19 protein-coding genes are annotated in these 20,645 nt (G+C 69.3%); 9 read left to right on the forward strand and 10 right to left on the reverse strand.

Annotation, left to right across the window (positions count from 1 at the left end):
* The first annotated feature begins 95 nt into the window (after positions 1–95).
* The 4 genes from DMB42_RS44725 (at position 96) to DMB42_RS44740 (ending at position 3,934) form a co-directional block, all read left to right on the forward strand.
* Positions 96–1,265, forward strand: coding sequence for a serine hydrolase (locus DMB42_RS44725; RefSeq protein ID WP_125645898.1), 1,170 nt, complete (start codon positions 96–98; stop codon positions 1,263–1,265).
* A 118-nt stretch (positions 1,266–1,383) separates the two neighbouring features.
* Positions 1,384–2,124 carry a hypothetical protein gene (locus tag DMB42_RS44730; RefSeq protein ID WP_125645900.1) on the forward strand — a complete coding sequence of 247 codons (741 nt, stop codon included), beginning with the start codon at positions 1,384–1,386 and terminating at the stop codon, positions 2,122–2,124.
* Positions 2,124–3,296: a histidine kinase gene (locus DMB42_RS44735; protein WP_125645902.1), complete on the forward strand. Its 1,173-nt coding sequence runs from the start codon at positions 2,124–2,126 to the stop codon at positions 3,294–3,296. Before DMB42_RS44730 ends, DMB42_RS44735 begins: the two co-directional genes overlap by 1 nt.
* Positions 3,296–3,934 (forward strand): response regulator transcription factor, encoded by a 639-nt coding sequence (locus DMB42_RS44740; RefSeq protein ID WP_125645904.1) that lies wholly within the window; start codon positions 3,296–3,298, stop codon positions 3,932–3,934. The genes DMB42_RS44735 and DMB42_RS44740 overlap by 1 nt, the downstream gene beginning before the upstream one ends.
* 246 nt (positions 3,935–4,180) lie before the next feature.
* Here DMB42_RS44740 and DMB42_RS44745 read toward each other — a convergent pair whose 3' ends face one another.
* The 3 genes from DMB42_RS44745 to DMB42_RS44755 form a co-directional block, all read right to left on the reverse strand.
* Positions 4,181–4,840, reverse strand: a complete 660-nt coding sequence (locus DMB42_RS44745) for a hypothetical protein (RefSeq protein WP_125645906.1) — start codon at positions 4,838–4,840, stop codon at positions 4,181–4,183.
* An 848-nt stretch (positions 4,841–5,688) separates the two neighbouring features.
* Entirely contained in the window at positions 5,689–6,375 is a 687-nt protein-coding gene (locus DMB42_RS44750; RefSeq protein WP_125645908.1) for a hypothetical protein, read from the reverse strand.
* Positions 6,376–6,734: 359 nt separating this feature from the next.
* The gene (locus tag DMB42_RS44755) at positions 6,735–7,244 is read right to left on the reverse strand and encodes a hypothetical protein (protein ID WP_125645910.1); all 510 of its coding nucleotides are present in this window, start codon (positions 7,242–7,244) and stop codon (positions 6,735–6,737) included.
* Between the two features lie 140 nt (positions 7,245–7,384).
* Here DMB42_RS44755 and DMB42_RS44760 point away from each other — a divergent pair, with 140 nt between their 5' ends.
* Complete coding sequence (locus tag DMB42_RS44760; RefSeq protein WP_125645912.1) at positions 7,385–9,799, forward strand: glycoside hydrolase family 5 protein; 2,415 nt, start codon at positions 7,385–7,387, stop codon at positions 9,797–9,799.
* 21 nt (positions 9,800–9,820) lie between these two features.
* Here the strand turns inward: DMB42_RS44760 and DMB42_RS44765 are convergent, their stop codons facing one another.
* The 3 genes from DMB42_RS44765 to DMB42_RS44775 are packed head-to-tail and all read right to left on the reverse strand — an operon-like array spanning position 9,821 to position 12,076.
* The gene (locus tag DMB42_RS44765; protein ID WP_125645914.1) at positions 9,821–10,327 is read right to left on the reverse strand and encodes a lipid II flippase MurJ; all 507 of its coding nucleotides are present in this window, start codon (positions 10,325–10,327) and stop codon (positions 9,821–9,823) included.
* A gap of 52 nt (positions 10,328–10,379) precedes the next feature.
* Positions 10,380–11,558: a hypothetical protein gene (locus DMB42_RS44770; protein ID WP_125645916.1), complete on the reverse strand. Its 1,179-nt coding sequence runs from the start codon at positions 11,556–11,558 to the stop codon at positions 10,380–10,382.
* Complete coding sequence (locus DMB42_RS44775) at positions 11,555–12,076, reverse strand: SigE family RNA polymerase sigma factor (protein ID WP_125645918.1); 522 nt, start codon at positions 12,074–12,076, stop codon at positions 11,555–11,557. Before DMB42_RS44775 ends, DMB42_RS44770 begins: the two co-directional genes overlap by 4 nt.
* Positions 12,077–12,246: 170 nt before the next feature.
* On the opposite strand from DMB42_RS44775, the gene DMB42_RS44780 reads away from it, so the two are divergent.
* The gene (locus DMB42_RS44780) at positions 12,247–13,533 is read left to right on the forward strand and encodes a vanadium-dependent haloperoxidase (RefSeq protein WP_125645920.1); all 1,287 of its coding nucleotides are present in this window, start codon (positions 12,247–12,249) and stop codon (positions 13,531–13,533) included.
* A gap of 133 nt (positions 13,534–13,666) precedes the next feature.
* Complete coding sequence (locus tag DMB42_RS44785) at positions 13,667–16,975, forward strand: BTAD domain-containing putative transcriptional regulator (protein WP_125645922.1); 3,309 nt, start codon at positions 13,667–13,669, stop codon at positions 16,973–16,975.
* A 40-nt stretch (positions 16,976–17,015) separates the two neighbouring features.
* Here DMB42_RS44785 and DMB42_RS44790 read toward each other — a convergent pair whose 3' ends face one another.
* The 3 genes from DMB42_RS44790 to DMB42_RS44795 all read right to left on the reverse strand — a co-directional run bounded on the left by DMB42_RS44790 (position 17,016) and on the right by DMB42_RS44795 (position 18,451).
* The gene (locus DMB42_RS44790) at positions 17,016–17,264 is read right to left on the reverse strand and encodes a hypothetical protein (protein ID WP_185845189.1); all 249 of its coding nucleotides are present in this window, start codon (positions 17,262–17,264) and stop codon (positions 17,016–17,018) included.
* A 192-nt stretch (positions 17,265–17,456) separates the two neighbouring features.
* A complete protein-coding gene (locus tag DMB42_RS55660) occupies positions 17,457–17,582 on the reverse strand; it encodes a hypothetical protein (protein WP_260478314.1) in 126 nt (41 codons plus the stop codon).
* Positions 17,579–18,451 carry a protein kinase domain-containing protein gene (locus tag DMB42_RS44795; RefSeq protein WP_148109021.1) on the reverse strand — a complete coding sequence of 291 codons (873 nt, stop codon included), beginning with the start codon at positions 18,449–18,451 and terminating at the stop codon, positions 17,579–17,581. Before DMB42_RS44795 ends, DMB42_RS55660 begins: the two co-directional genes overlap by 4 nt.
* Before the next feature lie 140 nt (positions 18,452–18,591).
* Here DMB42_RS44795 and DMB42_RS44800 point away from each other — a divergent pair, with 140 nt between their 5' ends.
* The gene (locus tag DMB42_RS44800) at positions 18,592–18,798 is read left to right on the forward strand and encodes a hypothetical protein (protein WP_125645927.1); all 207 of its coding nucleotides are present in this window, start codon (positions 18,592–18,594) and stop codon (positions 18,796–18,798) included.
* Between the two features lie 171 nt (positions 18,799–18,969).
* Here DMB42_RS44800 and DMB42_RS44805 read toward each other — a convergent pair whose 3' ends face one another.
* A complete protein-coding gene (locus tag DMB42_RS44805) occupies positions 18,970–19,215 on the reverse strand; it encodes a hypothetical protein (RefSeq protein WP_125645929.1) in 246 nt (81 codons plus the stop codon).
* A gap of 483 nt (positions 19,216–19,698) precedes the next feature.
* Here DMB42_RS44805 and DMB42_RS44810 point away from each other — a divergent pair, with 483 nt between their 5' ends.
* A complete protein-coding gene (locus tag DMB42_RS44810) occupies positions 19,699–20,475 on the forward strand; it encodes a hypothetical protein (protein ID WP_125645931.1) in 777 nt (258 codons plus the stop codon).
* The last annotated feature ends 170 nt before the right edge of the window (positions 20,476–20,645 follow it).

Below are 20,645 nucleotides of genomic sequence, written 5' to 3' on the forward strand. Positions count from 1 at the left end.
ATCAGCGCGACCCGGCGCACCGACACCACCGTCCACGTACAGCCGGTCGATCCGGCCGCCTGTGCGCCTCCCTTGGAAAGCAGGGCGATCGACTCATGACCAGGATCTTCCGTACCGCCGCCTGCCTGCTCGCCGCCGCCGTCGTGACCGTGAACGCGTCGCCGGCGGTGGCCGACGACCACGCCGACGACCACGCCGGGGTTCAGCGGGTGCTCGACCAGGCCGTCGCCCGCGACGGCCTGCCCGGCATCCTCGCCGACGTCCGTGACAGCCGCGGAACGTGGTTCGGCACGGCGGGCGTGGCCGACACCGCGACAGGACGCGAACGCCGGCAGCAGGACCGGTTCCGCGTCGGCAGCATCACCAAGACGTTCACCTCGACCGTGGTGCTGAAGCTCGCGGCCGAGGGCCGGTTGAGTCTGGACGACACCGTGGACAAGTGGCTTCCCGGCGTCGTACGCGGCAACGGCCACGACGGCAGCAGGATCACCGTCAGGCGGCTGCTCAACGGGACCAGCGGGATCTTCGCCTACACCCTGGACCAGACGATCATCACCAACTACGCCACGCCCGCCTTCATGGATCACCGTTTCGACGTCGTCCGTCCCGAGAAACTGGTGAAGATCGCCATGACCCACCCGCCGTCCTTCGCCCCCGGCACGGCCTGGGGCTACTCCAACACCAACTACGTGCTCGCCGGAATGATCATCGAGAAGGTCACCGGCAGGTCGTACGCGGAGGAGGTCGCACGGCGGATCACCCGCCCGCTCGGCATGACCGCGACCTACGTGCCGGGCGACGAGGCGAAGCTGCGCGGACCGCACGCACGGCACTACTCGAAACTCCAGGTGACCGGGCCCGACGCCAAGGTCCACGACACCACCGACATGAACGCCTCCTGGGCCTGGGCGGCGGGCGACATGGTCTCCACCACCGGCGACCTGCACACCTTCTACCGGGCCCTGCTGCGCGGCCGGTTGTTGCCGCCCGCGCAGCAGAAGGAGATGTTCACCACCGTCTCCACCGAGGGCGTGCCCTGGATCGACAACACCGCCTACGGCCTCGGCGTCTTCTCCCAGAAGTTGTCCTGCGGGGTGACGGCCTGGGGCAACGGGGGTTTCATCCACGGCTCCTGGACGTACGCGATGGGCACCCGGGACGGCAAGCGCATGCTCGTCTCCAACGTCAACGGCGACTGGGCCGACCCGATCAGCATCTTCGCCAAGGAACTGGAGGCGGAGCTGTGCCCGCCCGGCTCCCGGTGAACGCTTCATGACCTGACGGCCTCGCCCGCCATCCGATGGCCGAGGTAGAAGAACTTCTACCTGTGATCGGTAAGCAGCCCCATCGTCAGCCCGCAGGGCAACTAAGATCATCGAAGCCATGGATGCATCACTGGAAATCGTGAAGGTCAAGCGGCAACTTCGGCGGATGCGAGTAGGCCTGATCGCCGCTGCGGTCCTCACGGGGGCCGTCCTGGCCGGCAACGGGGAAGCCGTCGCACAGGGCGGTGGCAAGGCCACGTTCGACGAGATCGAGGTCCAGCGGATCAACGTGGTGGAGCCGGACGGCAAACCACGCATGGTCCTGAGCAACAAGGACAGGTCGCCCGGCGCCGTCGTGAACGGCGTCGACCTGGGCAACGCCGGCACGCGGCCGGGCATGACCTTCTACAACGGCGAAGGGGACGAGGCCGGCGGCCTGGGCACCGACAACGGCGTCAACGGCGGCAAGCCTTGGGCGGTCGGCCAGCTCTCCTTCGACCAGTACAAGCAGGACCAGACCCTCGTTCTCCGGTACATGGAACAAGAAGGCGTACGAGGCGTCGGCCTGGCCGTCGACGACCGGCCCGAGACGCCCCTGCCGGAGTCCTTCGAGGAGTACAGGAAGATCGAGCAGATGCCCCCTGGCCCGGAGCGGGATCAGGCGATGGCGGCGTACCGGAAGAAGTACCCGAGCCCGCAGCGGGTCTTCATCGGCAAAAACCCGGACAAGTCATCGGCCGTGACGCTCGCCGACGGCAAGGGGGCGCCGCGCATCGTGATGCGCGTTGATCAGGACGGGAATCCCCGGATCCAGTTCCTGAACGCCGCGGGCAAGGTCACCCGGACGATCAAGGGCTGATGAAGAACGGCACCACCCTGTGGCAGGCGATCACGGGGAACCCGCTCCGGTTCCTCGGGTCGTCGTGGCCATGGCGGACGCTCGCCTACCTGGCGACCAGCCTGCCCGGCGGCGGCGCGGCGGTCGCGGTGACCGTGTTCGGGCGGCAGACCGCACTGGTGGTGGCGATGATCACGTTGCTGGTCGTCGTCGCCGTGCTGAGCGGTCCGATCGCCTCCTTGGAACGGTGGCGGTTGAGGCTGATCGATCCGGTGGCGCTCCCCGCGCCGAAGCCGAGAACGCCGATCTCCTTCGCGAGCCCGGCCGCCCGGCGTGAGATCGGCTACGCGCTGCTGTGGGCGACGATCCTGCCGGTGGTCAACGGCCTGGTCATCGCGCTGGCGGCGTTGACGGTCAACTCCTACGCCTCGTCCCTCCCGTCCGGTGTGTCTCCGGCCATCGTGGTGGCGCCGGCCGCGGCGGCTGGTTGCGCGTACCTGTTCGCGGTGGTGGCTGCGGCGGAAGGGGCGCTGGCACGAAGTCTGCTCGCCGCGCCCCTCGCCGAGCGGATGATCGAGCTGACCCGGTCACGGGCCCGGCTGGTGGACGCCTTCGAGGCCGAGCGGCGGCGTATCGAACGGGATCTGCACGACGGCACCCAGCACCAGCTCACCGCCGTGCTCATGCAACTCGGCCTGGCCCAGCTGGACGTACGGGAAGACCCGGAACGTACGGCGAAGGCCATCGGCCTCGCCTACGGCCACACGCAGGCCGCGCTGGACGAGCTGCGCCGCGTCATCAGGGGCATCCACCCCGCCGTGCTCACCGACCGGGGGCTCGCGCTCGCCGTCACCGACCTGGCCCGCCACTGCCCCATCCCGGTGACCCTGGATCTCGATCTTCCCCGCCGGCCGCCCGCCGGAGTGGAGGCGGCGGCCTACTTCTGCATCTCGGAAAGCCTGACCAACGGGATCAAACACAGCAAGGCGCAGAACATCATGATCACAGCGAGACTGTCGGACCGGCTTCTCGTCCTGGAGGTGCGCGACGACGGCATCGGCGGAGCCGACGCCACGAAGGGAAGCGGGATCAACGGGCTGGCCGACCGGATCGGCGTGCTGGAGGGAACCCTCACGCTGAGCAGCCCGCTGGGAGGCCCCACGGCGATCCGGGTGGAGCTGCCGTGCGGTTGATGATCGCGGAGGATTCGGTGCTCCTGAGGGAGGGGCTGACCGGCATCTTCACCCGGTTCGGCGGCGAGGTGCTCGCCGCCGTCGGCAGCGCCGACGAGCTGCTGCACGCCGTCGCCCGCGACCTGCCCGATGTCGTCGTGGTGGACGTACGCATGCCGCCGGGCTTCCACGACGAAGGGCTGCGGGCCGCCATCCGGCTGCGGGGCGAACATCCCCGGCTCGGCATCCTCGTCCTGTCGCAGGTCGTCGAGCCGGCCGCGGCCGGGGAACTGCTGGAGGCCGGCACACGCGGCATCGGCTACCTGCTGAAGGACCGGATCGGCGCGATCAGCCAGTTCGTGGCGGCGGTACGCGAGGTCGCCGCCGGAGGCACGGTCATCGACCCCGACGTCGTCCACCACCTGATGGTCCACCATCGCGCGCACGACCCCCTGGACGCGCTCTCGCCCCGCGAACGCGAGGTCCTCGCACTGGTCGCCGAAGGCCGGTCGAACAGCGCGATCGCCCAACGCCTGTACGTGTCGGAGGCCGCCGTGGCCAAGCACGTCACCAGCGTCTATACCAAGCTGAACCTCGGCCCGGACGCCGACGACCATCGCAGGGTGCTCGCCGCACTGACGTTCCTCCGCTCACGCTGACCTCGGATCCGGACATGCCCGACACCGTCCGACCTCGCGCGAGCGCCGTGGGCGGTGGTGTTCACGATCCCGTTCACGACGCAGCCTGAGTCTCCTCGCACTGCTCGCCGTCCGGGGCCGGAAAGTCCCCCGCGTACGCGTACGTGCGGTTGTCGGGAAGCCCCCGTCCTGCGGTTTCCTGGGCACGGAGAGCCCCCGGGCCCTTCGTGGTTCAAGAAGGGCCCGGGGGCGGTGCTGGGTGCCCGTTCAGGCGGACGGGGTCGGCCTTACGTAGCTGACCTCGACGTTCAGGTAGGTCCCGACGCCGTAGTCATGGCCGCGGATGGCCAGGAGGTTGCAGCTTTCCAGGCCCCTGACGGGAATGACGACGTTGATCGCGCCCGCGACGCAGCCGCCGCTCTTGACGGCCTGAACGAGGCGGCCGTTGAAGTAGACCCTCGCGTCGTTGTCGATCGTTCCCTGAATGCGGATTTGTCGTGCGCCGCGCGGGATGTGCACCCAGTGGCGTACCAGGATGTCGGTGTTCACCGCCCAGGGCGTCTTGACGTTGGCGGCTTTGTTCCAGGAGCAGATGCCGTTGGTGGTGCCGAAGCCCTCCTGCCCGCTCGACCAGCCGCTGTCGTCGAAGTTCCGTGCGTAGAAGAGCGGGGCGTCGGACGCCGGCGGCACCTGGAGGTATTTCCAGTCGGTGCTGTTGTAGCCGAGTACGGTGACGACGCTCTGACGTGTCCCGGTCGGGGAGGTTGAGGCCGATGCCGGAGCGTACAGGGCCGCGGTGGCCAGCAGCGAGCCCGCCGCCAGGCCGATGAGAAGGAAACGCAACATTTTTTTGAACATGGCGATCTTCCTCCGTCGATTGTGCGAAACGTCGATCCCATGGACACCGAAACGGACATGTCCATTCATGTCGCGATTCAGTCGCCAAACATCCCGGCCGGAATGCGGTAAATGCCAATCAGGATGTTATCGCGCACAATGAGATTAGGCGATGGCAAAGAATGACGAGAGGAGAGGCTGAGTGCTTTTATAGCAAAGGGGAATTTTCCGGATATTCTGATCGCAAATGTAGCGGGGCCGTCGCCGAGCGACCCCCTGGGGGCGGCAGACCATGCCAGCGATGGACGCCCAGCGGATGATCGCTTCGGAGACAGCGGGATCGCGTTCGTAGTCACAAGCCAATCGGCGGCAGGCAATCAGCCGGGCGAGGCGATCCTGCCGGCCGGCGGCCGGCACGGCGACGGTGATGAGCGGGCCGGTGGTGTCGGCGATGAAGCGCTTGCGGTTGTTGGCCTTCTTGCCCGCGTCGTAGCCCCGACTGTCACACTCGACAGCGTCGGCACCCTTGACGCACAGCTCGGCCGACGGCGTCTCGGTGACTCCGACCTGTTCCCCCTACCGGAAGCACCAGTACGGTCCGCCAGGGCGGGCACTTCTCCGGAAGCCCGCCGGTGTTCCGCTCGAGAAACAAGGACTCGATCAGCTCCCACTGCGCGTCGATCAGGTTCGAGGGGTAGCGATCTAGGGGCGTCCGGCCGCCCTGGCGGCATCCGCGCGAGTCGTCATGCCGCCAGGGCGAACATGAACGATCTTCTCAAACACGCACTCAGAGGCGTCGAAGGTGCAGTGCCCGGGCATTCAGAGTCGTTCAGGATGAGGCGCGTGACCTCTGGCCCACATCGAATGATGCGAAATGCTTAGCTGCATGCGTCATCCGCTGATCCTGTTTCCAGTCCAGAACTTCAGCGAAGGTGACCTCAGAACCATGCGGAGATGATGGGTACTCTTTCGATCGCAGTTTTGCCCCGTACAGCGTAGTCGGCCGTCCAAGGCTGCGTGTCTGAGGACACGGCCACGATCATCGCGTCCTTGTCACAGTACATGAAGGCTATGCGTCCACCTGCTTCCAGGTTTGTTCCCCCACTCCCTCGCACACAGCGAACTTTTCCCTTTGCCAACTCAATCGCCCAAACTTCCTTTGACGAATAAGAAGGCGATTTGCGCTCATCGTTTTCGCTTGCGCCGAGCGCCCGGTCCCCGCGAATCCGCACGAAGACCGGCTCTTTCCATGGCGACTCCGTGCAGGCCAGCACCAAATCTCCTGCAATCCACCTGTAAAAACATGGATCGTAGATGATGTGTTCGATGAAACATCGCCTGCCGCCTGGCCATGGTCGTGCCATCGAAGTTGCCTGACAGAAGGCGTCTTTCTTTGTGGGTGCGCTCTCGGCCTTCTTCTGAGCATCCACTGTCAACCAGGGATCGAATCCGGCTAGTTTGGTCTGAGAGGGGCTGGGTGGATCAAAGACATTCCACACTGCTTGCCACGCCGAACCCAACACGCCCGAGATTGTCAGTCCTAAGATTGTCGCGATCGCGGACACCAAGGCCAGACGTTCTGTCCACATCTTGAGCTTGCCCGGAGTCCGAGCCGGAAGAGCCACATTGTCACAGTAACAACGGAACGTTCCGCGTCAAGCAGCATCTTTACGCTTGGCCGCGTGGGGGTTTGGCTGTCCTGGCAGGCTTCACGTGCCTTGAGGTCGTGGGTTGAATCCCACCTCCGCCACTACCTTGAGCCCATTCATCCCGAGTAACGGCCGTTTTCGAGCGTTTGCAGAACGAGGCTGACCTGGACGAGCGACGTGGTGCAGTGTGGGCAGCAGCGGCATGGCCTCATTGCCTGATGGAGTGGTACGGCCGCTAGTCAGCGAACCGATCGAGGATTGCGTACGCCGTCCGGCGCGCGTGCCAGGACGTGCCACTCCTCCCGATGCAGACTTCACCGACGTACGCAATCAGATCAGAACGCCTCAAGCTTCCAGAACTGCAGCTTGAAGAGATCCACCTGGTAAATGTCGCGTGGATAGTCCGGCTCTTGGTCGTTCTCCAGGCGCCTGTGCTGGATCCGTACAGCCCAGGTGGCGTCTCGCTGTCCCACGTCGAAGACGTCCCCTCTCGACCATGCCTCGTGGAGGTCGTGGATCTGGAGTTGCCCCGACCGAAGGTAGATGTCGCCGTCCCACATGTGATCCCACATCGGTGGTGTCGGGGAAGGTTCGTCAGTCCACAGTTCGAGCCGGATGCAGGCGTCGATGTCCATGTTCTTGTCGAAGACGACCGCGTTGTGTCCTGCTCGCGCCCAGTCGTCGAGCCCGGACGGCGACCACTCCTCATCCCAGGGAGCGTGGTCCTCTCCGGCGAGGGCGGCGGAGTCGACCACCATCGGGCTGTTCCAAGCGCTTTTGATCTCCACCACCATGTGCTTGATGGGCTCCGCCACGGCGACTGTCCCTTCATCCAGGGCGATCACAGGATTCAAGCAGGCAGCGGTGACACGGTCAGATGTCTCGACCGACGTGGGCCGGGCCGGCGTACGGGATCGGGTGGTCGTGTTGTCGTGGATCTTGGCCCTTCATTTGTGAGCAATGCTCATGTATGGTCGCCGACACTATGAGGAACCGCTGGTTGTCGCCGATCGCCGTCGTGGTGCTGGCCGCCGTCATCGTGCTGGGCGCGGTGTTCGACCCGTCGGGGCTGGCGGCGCCGTACACATGGACCGGTGCCGATCTGCTGCCCGTCGCCGGGCTCTGGCAGGTGGCCGCGCCGGCCGTGTACGTGCCGCTGCTCCTGACGGGCGTCGGAGTGCTGACGTGGGCGGTCGCGCGCGGACGTGCCCCGCTGCGTACGGCGCTGCTGGTGTGGGGCGCGGTCGTCTGGTCGGCGATGGCGGCGAAGCTGGTGATGTCGCTGGCGATGACCTTCGGTGACGTGGTCTACCTGGCGTGGTCGACCGGCTTCACCGGTGTCAAGGCGGCGATCTTCGGCCTGCCGGTGCCGGCCGCCACCTGGCTCGCCCAAGTCCTGCGCCGCCGCCTCGCCCCGCCTCCTCCGGCCACGGCCGACCCGTCCTCTCCAGAGCCGGATGCCGGACCCGCCGCGGACTCGGGGCCGGGGTGGGCGGCGGCGGGAGCGGCCGTGGTCCTGGCCGCGTCGGTCGGCGGGGTGTGGTGGGGCGGCTCGCCCATCGGGTACGCCATCGGCGACTCCCCGCTGGCCCCGGCGCCCGAGGCGGGACCGCTGGGCTGCCTGGCCGCGGTCACCCTGCTGGGCGTACTGACGTGGGCACTGAACCGCCGCCTCGGTGGCGCCACGTCGCCGCGGGCCGTCGTGGCCGGGCTCTCCGCGCTGGGAGCGGCCGCGACGCTCGGCCTGGTGGAGGTGGCCATCGGGATCCCGGGCGACCTGGCGGGCGGCGACCTGTTCTGGGCACCGGCGATCATGCTTCGGCTCGCCCCCGCGCTCTCCTTCGGCGCCCTCCTCGCCCTGGCGACCGCAGTGCTCGTCGCCCTTCTGCCCGCCACCCAGCCGGTACGGGGCACCGCCCTCACCCTGCCGCGTACCCGGATGGCGGTCGTCCTGGCCGCGGCGGTGCTCGTCCTGCCGCTCCTGCAACCCGGCACCACGACCGCGCAGCCATCGCGTACCAAGGGGCTGACACTGTCGGCCGACCGCAGGATCGTCGACGCCGACGGCAACGAGGTGCTGTTGCGCGGCGTGAACGTCAACCAGCTCGAAGACTACTTCCAGAAGCGTCCGGACAAGGCGGTGACGAGACCGCTCACCGAGGCCGACTTCGCCGGCATGGAACGGATGGGCTTCAACGTCGTCCGCCTCGCCCTTTCCTGGTCAGCGCTGGAACCCCGGCCCGGCCAGTACGACCCGGCCTACCTCGCCAGGATCTCCTGGGCCGTCGAGGCCGCGGCCCGGCACGGCCTGCGTACGGTCATCGACATGCACCAGGACGCCTGGGGGAAGGGCGTCGACGCCGCCCCCGGAACCACCTGCCGCAACGGTTCCCCGATGCACGGCTGGGACGGCGCCCCCACCTGGGCCGACCGCTTCGACGGCGCCCCCAAATGCGAGTTCACCGGACGCGACATCTCCCCGGCCGTCGCCCGCGCCTTCACCAACCTCTACCAGGACAGGGACGGCATCCAGACCCGCCTGGTCGCCGCCTGGGGCATGCTGGCCGAGCGGTTCGCGAACGAGCCGATGGTCGCCGGGTACGACCTGCTGAACGAACCGGGCTTCGGCGAGGCCCCGCCGGTCACCTCCGGCGTCCTGCTCGGCCGCTACTACGACCGGGCGATCAAGGCCATCAGGGCGGGCGAGAGGCGCGGCTTCCCGCACCTGGTCTTCTTCGAGCCGTCCGTGCTCTGGTCGGGTCTCGGTTTCGAGGTCCCGGTGCCCAAGGACTTCACCGACGACCGGCTGCTCGTCTTCGCTCCCCACCTCTACAACGAGTCGATCACCATCGACCAGGGCACCGGCTTCACCGTCACGAGCATCGAGCGCGGCTTCGAGCTGGCGAGCAGGGCGGCGGAGTACTACGGCGCCGGGCTCTGGTCGGGAGAGTGGGGGTGGTTCGGCGACCCCGCCTCGGCCCCGATCACGAGGTACACCGACCAGGAGGATCGGCACCGCATCGGTGGGGCGTTCTGGGTCTGGAAGCAGTCGTGCGGCGACGCCCACGCCGGAGCCGAGGCCGAGACCGGCGGCAACCTCATGATCGAGGAGTGTGCCACCGGGAAGGACCTGCCCCCGCCCGCCGAGTACGTCGCCGAGCTCTCGCGCCCCTACCCCCGCTCCGCCCCCGGCCGGCTGACCGGCCTGACGTCGGACCGGGCGAGCCTCACGGCCCGGGGCGAAGGCAGCGGGTGCGGCCTCGACGTCTGGTTCCCCGGCGACGCGCAACCGGTCGTCCGTGGCACCGGACTCAGGGACGTCGCCGCCCGGCGGGCGCCGGGCGGCTGGCGCGTCACCGCCTGCGCCTCGGGCCCCTACAGCCTGACCGCCCACGCATGATCAAGAACGCCCCACGCTCGATCAGATACGTGGGACGCGGAGCCCCGCCGTGAGGATGGTGAATTCACTGACACGAAGAAGCCGGGCGATCAGTACGTAAAGACAGGCGCCGACGGCGGTCGCGGCGCAGACGACGGCGAACGAACCGCCCAGCCCCGCGCCCACGGCCAGGTCGAGCGCGTACGCGAGGGCCGTGGGGGCGGCGCTGATCGTCACGATGACGACCGCCGACAGCCCGTAGAACACCAGGGACAACAACCGCTGGGTGAACAGGTCCTCGTCGACGCCGTCGTCCGCGGTGACCCGGACCAGCAGCGGGACCAGCACACTCGCCGCCGCGCCGCCCATCACCAGCTCGTAGATGCTGTTGGGGAGGACATTGGCGGCGGTGTACGCGTCGAGCAGCCGCGTGCCCAGGCCGAGAGCGGCGACCAGCGCCAGCGTACGGACAAACCCAGTGATCCGTGACACAAGTGTGGCGATCACCATCGTCCGGCCGGTCCGTGCGGAGCTCGGCTGGTCCGTCATGCCTCTCCTTCTTCGATGATCAACAGGGTAGCTGTGAGGCGGGAGGTCGCGGTCATATCGCCCCGGGAGCGCCGGGCATGGCGATGCCGAAGATGTCATGCGCCCTGTACGTGGTGAGTTTCCTGGCCTCGCCGGTCCTGATGTTCAGCGTGTAAGCCGTGAAGGTCTCGTAAGGCGGCGCGACCGCGCCGTCCGGCGCCGCCGAGGACGGTCTGCAGCGGACGGACGTCGTCAGGGCCGTGACCTCGTCGGCGCTGCGCCACGTACGCAGGTAGATCTGGCTGACGCCGGGCGACAGGCCACGGATGGGGACGGTCTTCCGCTTCTTGCCGGTCAGCGGGTCCAGCAGGACGAAGGCCCCCGTCTTGCAGGGTTTCTCCATGGTGCTGAGATCCTCGACAGCCGCCACGGTCCTGCCGTCGGGGGCCAGCGGGCTGAAGATGTAGTGCTGCGGCAGGATGACCGCCGTGGAGTCGCCCTGCGAGGTGGGCGGCCACAGGTTGGAGATCGTTCGCAGCTGGGAGTTGGGCGAGTACTCCGCGAGGGTGATGGTGGCTCCGTCAGGTGACAGGCCGATGGGGACATAGCGGGCCGGAAGTTCGCGGACGACCCTGTCCTTCATGTCGAAGAGCAGCGCGGGCTGTTTGAACTCGGGGACCTTGCTGAAGGCCAGGTACCGCCCGTCGTCCGACAACATCAGCCGCGTGATGCTGTACAACCAGGTCTTCGGGGGCAGCTTCATCGACGCCGTGGTCTTCGTGCCCGAGTCCAGGTCGCGGACCTGGAAGGTGCCTTCCTTCGCGGCGTAGTACGCGATCCTGCGGCCGTCCCGGCTGATCGCCAGCGGGCTGTCCTGCATGGTGCGGCTCGGCAGCGCCTCCGGCACGCGGTAGGTTCTGCCGCCGCGGGTGACCACGCGCCACTCCCCCTCCTGGCAGCGTGACGAACCCTTCTCACCGCCCGGCCCGCAGTAGGTCTTGTAGGCGTGGCTCAGCGGCCCGACCCCGCGCGCAGGCAGGTCGTCCTTGCCCGAGGTGGCCGGAGCGGGCGCCTGGGGCATCAGCCGTACGGCGAGCGTTCCGCCGAGCGCGGTGACCACGACCATGGCGGCCGCGAGGAGCGAGACCGCGGTACGCCGCCGGTGCTCGCGCGTGGCGATCGTACGTTCGGCGAGATCCACCTGTGGTGACTCGGCGGCCAGATCGACGAGGACGTCTCGCAACCAGGTCATCGGTACGTCTCCTCGGTCTCCGAGACCGTGAGCCTCGGCGCGAGGCCGGGAGCCAGCTCGCGCAGCCGGGCCAGAGCGTAATGGGTCTGGCTCTTCACTGTTCCGATCGAGCAGTTCATCAGTTCGGCGGTCTCCCGTTCTGTCCGGTCCTCGTAGTAACGCAGCACGATCACCGCCCGCTGCCGAGGCGGCAGCCCCATGAGGGCGCGGCGCATGACGAGCCGTACGAGGGTGGAGTCCTCGCTCGAGTACGGCCGGTCGGGCGGTTCGGCTGTCGGGAACTCCGCCCTGACCCGGCGCCGCCGCCACGAGATGTGCTGGTTCACCAGCGCCCTGCGCGCGTACGCGTCGGGGCGTTCGACGTCCGACAACCGGGACCAGCGCCGCAGCACCTTCAGCAGGACGCTCTGCAGCAGGTCCTCGGCCTGGTGGGCGTCTCCCGTGAGCAGGTACGCGGTGCGCATCAGCGATTGCTGGTGCGCGGCGACGAACTCACGGAAGCTGTCATTGCGATCCAAGACAACTCCTCTCGCCGCTACCGACTCCGTGGAGGCGCGGAAGGTTCGATCACTCAGGAAAGTCGCCGCAGAGTCGAACCGCGGCTGGTTCGTTTTTCGGCTGTGCCGTTATCGACTTTTCGCCCGTTGAGCCACTTAACGCCCATGGGGGGACAAGGTAATTTGCTCCAATGCCTCAATCACGTGGTAGACGCCGGCCGGTCGTCGCACGATGGCTGGCCGTCCTCCTCATCGCCGCCGTCATCCCGGCGGGACCGGGCTCATCAACCGCGTACGCGAACTCACAACCCCCCGAGAACGCCGTCGTCGTCTGGGACCGCAACGCCCAGACCGCCATCTGGGACGTCGCCGGCCAGCAACCGCAGGTCCAGGCCCGCAGCTTCGCCATGGTGCACGGAGCCGTCTACGACGCGGTGAACGCGATCGCCGGCACCCCCTATCAGCCGTACCTGGTCGCGCCCCGGGCCCGTGGCGGGGAATCGACGGAGGCCGCCGTCGCCACCGCCGCCTTCCGCGTGCTGAATGAACTCTTTCCGGCCCAGCAGACCCGATTGACGACCCAGTACGACGAATACCTGGCCACCATCGCCGACGGCGCCGCGAAACGACGCGGCATCGCCGTGGGCGAGCAGGCGGCGGCCGCGATGATCACTGCCAGGGAGAACGACGGGGCGTTCGGCGACCAGACCTGGCCCGTCGGCACCCAGCCCGGCCAGTGGCGGCCGACGCCGCCCACGTCCGCCTCGGACGGGGCCTGGGTCGGCGACCTCAAGCCGTTCCTCATCCCGAGCGCGTCCATGTTCCGCACCTCGGGCCCGCCCGCGCTCGCCAGCTCCCGCTACACCAAGGACTTCGACGAGCTCAAGCGGATCGGCGCGGCGAACAGCACGGTCAGGACGCAGGACCAGACGCAGGCCGCGATCTGGTGGCACGACCGGCACCTGGCCGAATGGGAGATCAAACGCCAGCTCGCCACGACGCGGCACCTGAACACCCTTCAGGCGGCCCGGATGTTCGCCATGGTCGACCTGGCCGAGGCCGACGCCACGACCGCCTGTTACAACGAGAAGGCGGCGTGGACCTTCTGGCGGCCGATCACCGCGATCCGCCTGGCAGACACCGACGGCAACCCCGCCACCGTGGCCGACCCGGACTGGACGCCGCTGCTCGTCACCCCGCCGCACCCCGACTACACCTCCGGGCACACGTGCTTCACGGCGGCCAGCATGTCGGCGCTGACCCACTTCTTCGGCAGGGACGACATCCCCTTCAGCGGCTACAGCGCCGATTCGGGCACCACCAGGACCTTCCGCGGCTTCTCCCAGGCCCTGGCAGAGGTCATCGAGGCCCGCGTATGGGGCGGCATCCACACCCGCACGGCGGACGTGCAAGGCGCCAAGATCGGCGCCCAGGTCACCGCGTACATGGTCAGGCACTACTTCCGGCCGAAGCGGTAAGCCGGACCTTCAGGCGACTGACGCGTCCCGCTTCCGGCTGATTCCTCATCAGCCTCACGAGTGACGAGACCGAGCGAAGCACCGGCCACGATGGAGCGGATCTCGCGTACCTCTCTTCACGAGGAGACTGCCTATGGGGAACGGCGCAGAGGGCTCGGACGGGAAGACCGCGGGCGGCTGTGGAGAGGGGGTCCGGTTCCGGGTTCTCGGTCCGTTCGAGATCGTCGGCGCGCGCGGTCCCGTCACGCTCGGGGGGCCGCGGCAGCGTGCCCTCCTCGCCCGGCTGGTGGCCGCGGCCGGGACGGTCGTCTCCACCGACACCCTGATCGAGGACCTGTACCAGGGCAGACCGCCGATGACCGCGGTGGGCTCGATCCACGTCTATGTGTCGAACCTGCGCCGGGTGCTGGAGCCCTCACGCGCGCCGCGTACGCCGCCCCGGCTGCTGACGGCACGCAGGCCCGGCTATCTCCTCGCCACCACCGACGTCGACGCGCTGCGCTTCGGCGACCTGATCACGGAGGCGGAGCTGCGTCCGCCCGCGGAGGCCCTTCCCCTGCTGGAGGAGGCGCTGCGGCTGTGGCGCGGCGTCCCCTACGGCGAGTTCGCCGACGAGCTGTGGGCCGCCGCCGAGGTCAACCGCCTGGGCGAGCTGCGCCTGAACGCGATCGAGTCCCGCGCCCAGGCGTTGCTGGACGTCGGCCGCCCGCAGCCGGTGATCCACGACCTGGAGTCCGAGACGGCGGAGCACCCGCTGCGGGAGCGCCTGTGGTGGTTGCTCACCCTGGCCCTCTACCGGTCGGGGCGGCAGGCCGACGCGCTGACCACGTTACGCAGGGCGCGGCAGGTCATCGCCGACCAGCTCGGCCTCGATCCCGGGCCCGAGCTGCGGGAACTGGAGAAGGACATCCTCCGGCAGGCACAGTCGATCACGCCTGCGCCCGCGTCCGGCCCGGTGCGGCTGTCCCTTCACGCCCGGCGCGGGGTGCGGGGGCGGCTGATCGGCCGCGAGCGGGGGCTGGCGGAGTTGAAGGCGCTGCCCGGCTCGATGAACCACAACGGCGTCGTGGTCGCCGCGGTCAGTGGCGAGCCCGGCATCGGCAAGACCCGGTTGTTGCAGGCGTTCCGCGACGACTGCGTGGATCTGGGACATCTGGTGTTGTGGGGCCGCTGCCACGAGGGGGAAGGGGTGCCGCCGCTGTGGCCGTGGCTTCAGGTGTTGCGCGCGCTGGCCGGGACCGTGCCGCCCGCCGAGCGCCAGGCGCTGAGCGGGCTGCTGGACGACGACTGGCCGACCGGCCCGCCCCCGGCGAAGTCGCCCCATCGGAACCAGGCCGTCGCCCGGTGGCTCGTCGAGGCCGCGCGGACCCGTCCCCTGGTGATCGTCCTGGACGACCTGCACTGGGCGGACTCCGCCACGCTCGAACTGCTCAGGGGCGTCGCCGTGTTGTCCGAGGCGTACGCCGGCGACGCCCCGCTGCTGCTGGTCACCGCCTTCCGCGACGCGGCGCACGACGACAGGACGGTCACCCCCGGCGCCTCCCCCGGCGACGCCTTCAAGCTCTCGGTGGACGAGGTGCTGTACCAGCTCGCCCGTTACGACCTCGTACGCATCCGGCTGAACGGCCTCGACGCCGCGCAGGTCGGTACGCTCGCCCGGGAGATGGGCGTCCCGGTGGACGGCTCCACGGCCGAGCTGCTGACCCGGCGTACCGGCGGCAACCCGTTCTTCGTGCGGGAGAGCGTCCGGCTGATGGCGCAGGGGCAGGGCCTGGAGGTCGTGCCCGACGCGGTGTCCGATCTGATCCGCTGGCGGCTGGCCATGCTCGGGCCGCGGGCGACGGAGATACTCCAGCTGGCCGCCCTGATCGGCCGGAGCTTCGATCCCGGCCTGGTCGTCGAGGTGTTCCGGGCCTGCTCGTCGTGGCCGGCGCAGACCTACGAGCTGCTCGACTGGGCCGCCCAGGCCGGGCTGATCACCAGCGGGGACGGGGTCATGACTTTCGTCCACGACCTGGTCAGGGAGACGCTGATCGCCGGTGTCCCGCCGCTGCGCAGGGGCGTGCTCCACCGGGAGGTGATGAGGGCCCTGTCGGCCAGGCCGAGCACCGACGTCACCGTCATCGCCCACCACGCCGTGGAGGCGGGGCCGCTGGCATACCGGGAGACGGCGCACTGGGCCCGCGCGGCGGCCGGGCAGGCGAGCCTGCGCATGGCGCACGAGGAGGCGGCCGCCTGGTGGGGACGGGCCGTCACCGCCCACGGCGCCTGCGACGGCGACCCCGCGCAGCACGTGGAACTCCTGCTGCACCAGGTACGCGCCCTGCTGGACGCCGGTGACGCGATGGGCGCGCGCGGGCTGCGCGCCCAGGCCCTTCGTGTCGCCCAGCGCGCCGAAGCGGACCCCGCCCTGATCACCCGTGCGCTCACCGCGCTGGACGCGCCCGCCATCTGGACGCTGCGCAACCCGTACGAACCGGTGGAACTGCGGCTGGTCGAGCAGTTCGAGGCCACGCTGCGCGCGCTGCCCGAGACCGACAGCGTCGAGCGCACGCTGCTGCTCGGCGGCCTGGCGCAGGAGCTGTACAACGGCAGCGACGACGACCTCCGCTGTCTGTCCCTGTCGGCCGAGGCCGTCGCGATGGCCCGCAGGATCGCCGACCCGCACCTGCTCATGCGGGCGCTGAACGCGCGCGCGTTGTCCGTGCCGCAGGCGACCCACATCGCCGAGCTCATGGAGATCGCCGAGGAGTTGCACGGCCTCGCCGCGCGGACCCGGACGCCGGGCTTCGAACTGCTCACCCACATGATGGACACCCACTACCGGCTGGAGATGCACGACCTGGCGGGCGCCGACCGGGCGGCCGCCCGCTGCGAGGCGCTGCTCGACGACCTGCAACTGCCGTGGCCGCGCTTCCAGCACACCATGTGGCGGGCCAACCGGCTCACCCTGGCCGGCCGGTTCGCCGAGGCCGACACGCTGTACGGCGAAGCCGAACGGCAGGCCAAGCGGATCGGCATGTGGTACGCGGGCGCCGTCGCCGTGAACGGCCGTCTCATGCTGTACTACCAGCGCGGCGCCATGGCCGAGGCCGGCCCGCTCATCGACCTGATCACCGGCATCCACCCCACCGTCGAACACGACGCCCGGGTGCTGGAGCTGTGCGCCCAAGGGCGCGGGAGCCAGGCCGTGGCTCTGGCCGGGCAGGGGTGGCCCGCTCCACCGATGGACTGGTCGTGGCTGACCATGACCTGCCTCCAGGGCGCGGCCCAGGCCGCCGCCGGCGACGTGGCGGCCTGCTGGACGACGTACGAGAAGCTCCTGCCGTACGCCGGGCGGATCTCCGGGGGGTCGGCGGTGGCCTGCATAGGACCGGTCGATCACTTCCTGGCCGTGCTGGAGTCGGCGCTCGACGCCGCCGGGGCGGGGGCGGGGGCCTGACGGGCCGGGGCCCGTCGGCGTGTCCTGTCGGCGTGTTCCGTCAGTGTGTTCCGTCGGCGTGCCAGCGGCCGACCAGGTCGGCGTACAGGGGGGACCGGTCGATCAGCTCATGGTGGGTGCCGGTCAGCACCGTTGTTCCGTCCATCAGGAGGACCTGGCGCGCTCTGGCGGCCGAGCTGATGCGGTGCGCGATCACGACCAGGGTGCCGGGCCGGGCCGCCAACGCCGGCTCCGCGCGTCGCTCGGCGGCCGGATCGAGGTGGCAGCCCGCCTCGTCCAGGATCAGCACGTCGGCTCGCCGGACTCTCGCCGTCCCAGAGACGCAGGACGCGGGAGCGGGGACGCGCGCCGGTCAGGTCCCACAACTCCGGCGCCAGGGGGCGGCGGCCCTCGGCGGTGAGACACACGGCGTACCGTCCCAGGCCGGAGAACCGGAAGCTCAGCCGGAGCATCGTCCCGGCCGCCGTGCCCGTCACCGCGCTCATGACGCCGCCGGTGCGGGCATGCGCGCCGGAACGTCGGCCGTCCAGGTTCGGGGGCCGCCGTGACGCAGCCGCAGCAGGAAGTCCAGTACGCCCGCCAGACCGGTGTTCCAGCCGAAGCTCACCGTGTCGCCACCTCGACCAGCCTCCGCACCCGGGCGTCCCACGAGCGGCTCGCGGGCGTTTCGTCGGAGCCGAGCAGCGGCCGGCACTCCGTGGCCAGGTGGAGCACCGTCGCCCCCAGGGCGTACAGGTCCGCCTCGGTCCCCGCGGCCGGCCCGTACATCGGGCCGCGTACCTGCTCGGGCGGCGCGTAACCGGCGGTGTACGCCTTGGTGACCGGGGTGCCGGGAACGGCGGCCATCTCCAGGTCGACCAGCCGGCAGGAGCCGTCCGGCCCGACGATGACGTTGTTCGGCGTCAGGTCCCGCAACACGAAGCCCCGCTCGTGCACGGCGCCGACCAGGCCGGCCAGCGCGCGCACCGCGGTCAGCGCCGCGTCCTGCCACCCGTCCGGGGCGGCGGCCTTCGCCTCCCCCGCCCAGTCGGTCAGTACGGTGCCCTCAAGGTGCTCCTGCGCCAGGAACAGGTTGTCCCCCTGCGTGAACAGGCTAACCTTGCGACTCGTGACACCGACCGGCCCGAGCAGATCCAGCATGTACGCCTCGTGGCGGAGCCGGTCACGTTCGTCCTGGCCCTGGAGGGTGGCGCTGATGTGCGGACGCGCCTGCTTGATCACGACCTGGGCGCCCGACAGCCGGTCCTCCGCCAGGAACACCCCGCCCTTGGCGCCGTGCCGGATCGCCTGCCGCACCACGAACCGGCCATCCAGCACGACGGCCTCCGGCGCGCTGGTCCGTACCGGGGCCTGACCCGACTCGAACGGGCAGACGGCCCATTCCGGCGGTGAGTACCAGGCGTTGCGCCGGTCCATCACACTGCTGCCGTCGGGGGCGGTCAGCGGCGAACTGTAGAGCCCGTCGTTGTCGAGCATGCGTACGGCCTGCCGGGCCCGCCCGTCCTGTCCGACCGGGCCTACCGGCCGGGCAGCCTGGTGCACTACCGCTACGGCGTGTGGCCCGGTGCAGGTCCTCGGCGATCGCCGTCGCCGCCTCGTCGTCCGGGGGATAGACGATGAACTTCCCGACCGACCCCCGCTGGACGTTCCTGGACAACAGACCGGTCAGCTCGTCGAACGTGGCCGCGAACTTGAACGGGCACCGACGCCGCACCAGCACCTCCGCCACCCGCGCCAGCACGACGGGAGCCGACAGCAGCGTCGCCGAGACGTGCAGCTTCCACCCCTGGTCCCGCGTCCCGGTGTCCTGCGGAGCCACGTAGGTCCACGGTGCGCGGTGGCGAACGTCCCACCCGTCCCCGGCGAACAGGAGCGCACTCATGGCTCACTGATGGCCTCTTAAGGCGCTCGGCCGAGGGCTACCTGCCGGCTGGAAGGCGGATCATGCGCGGCTCCGTCCCGCGGACGTACCGAGGGACGGAGCCGTCCGTGCGTCAGTAGAAAAGACTGAGGGCGAAGCGCGAGCCGGACAGCTCGCACTTGAAGTCCTGGACGATGCCACCACTGGTCAAGGCGGTGAAACCGGCCCGGGTGCACTGATCGCGGTATTGGTAGTACCCCGCCACGTGCCACGACCCTGCTGCCTGCTGCGCGGACGCGGGCACGGCAGAGCCGGCAACGGCGCCAAGAGCGAGCCCACCGGCGACGAGGGCCGCCGTGGTCAGACGTCGAAGTCTCATGTTTCCTCTTCTCCTCAAGGAATGGCGATCGCGCGCCAGGCACGCGACAACGTTCAGCCGCCAAGATGTGCCACAAGACTTGGGAACCACTTAGGAGCCGCCCTTAAGACGCCGCAACCTCCTTAATCCCACCCTTCAGAACGCACCCAACCGACACGAACCACCCCAAGCGCGCAGGCCGACTTGAGGAACGCTTCACGGATGTCGCCCCGGCCCTCCCAGCGAACACACAAGCGCCGGAACGCACTCGACCACATATTGGCGTTTGCCCAGGCCGAAGCCACGTTCGACGCCTCAGCGGCCGATCCGCAGCAGACAGGTCACCACACCGCTCATCAGGCCTCCCGAGTCTGCAGTGCCTTAGGGAGCCCAGCGACGAAGACCCCCAGCCCCACACCAAAGGGGCGTCGTCGAGCCGTCGTGGAAGACAGGCAGTTGTGCCGCGATTGCGACGGCGCGCCCACAGCCCTATCCTCACGGCCCATGAAACGCTTATCGATCATCCTGCTCGCCTGCACCGCCGTCCTGCCCCTGGGCGGTACGGCCAACGCGGCGGCATATCCGGTCAAAAGCGCCAAGCTGACCGCCAACCCGCTCTACGACACGGGCACACTCCCCACCGTCGACTGCGCCGAGCCCCCGGTCAAGCGCGGCGACCGCAAACTGGCCCGCGCCTACCTCGACTCGGTGATCGGCTGCCTGGAATCCGCCTGGCAGTGGCACCTCGACAAGGCGAGCCTGCCCTACAGCAAGATCAAGGTCCGGCACCTGGCCAAGATCCCCAAGAACTACTGCGGCCTCGACATCCCCAAGGACGACTCCCAGGCCCAGTACTGCCCCAAGACCCGCACGCTCGTCTTCCAGATCGGCAAGAACTGGCTGGACGACCCCACCGATCTGTGGCTGTTCGACACCGCCGCCGCCATGTACGCCATGCACGTCCAGAAGCTCACCGGCATCTACGACGCCTACCTGGCGGCCCCCCACCGCAGCGCGGCCGAACAGAACGAGCAGGAACGACGGCAGAGCCTCCAAGCCGAGTGCCTGGGCGGCGCCTTCGTCAAGAGCGCCTGGCCGATGACGGACCGCACCGACAAGGACTGGACCTACTTCCTGAGCCTCGTCCAGGGCGACGGCCCCCACGACAGGCGCACCATCGGCAGCACCGCGTCACTCAAGAAGTGGATCAGCCGCGGCTTCGCCACCGGCGACCCGGCCTCCTGCAACACCTGGACAGCCCCTTCCTCCGCAGTCGCCTGACCCATCCCCCAGGCCCGGGGAACGCCGCCAACCACCGCGCTTCCCCGGACCGGCCCCGTCGTGACCACGCCATTCCGGAACAGGCGATCGCCGCTGCCGGTGGATCAGGTCGATGCCCAGCCGGGTGGCGACGATCTCGCACCCGTACTGGCCACCGACACCGAATGCCG

It is taken from the genome of Nonomuraea sp. WAC 01424, from assembly GCF_003947315.1.
In the GTDB taxonomy this organism is placed as follows: domain Bacteria; phylum Actinomycetota; class Actinomycetes; order Streptosporangiales; family Streptosporangiaceae; genus Nonomuraea; species Nonomuraea spiralis.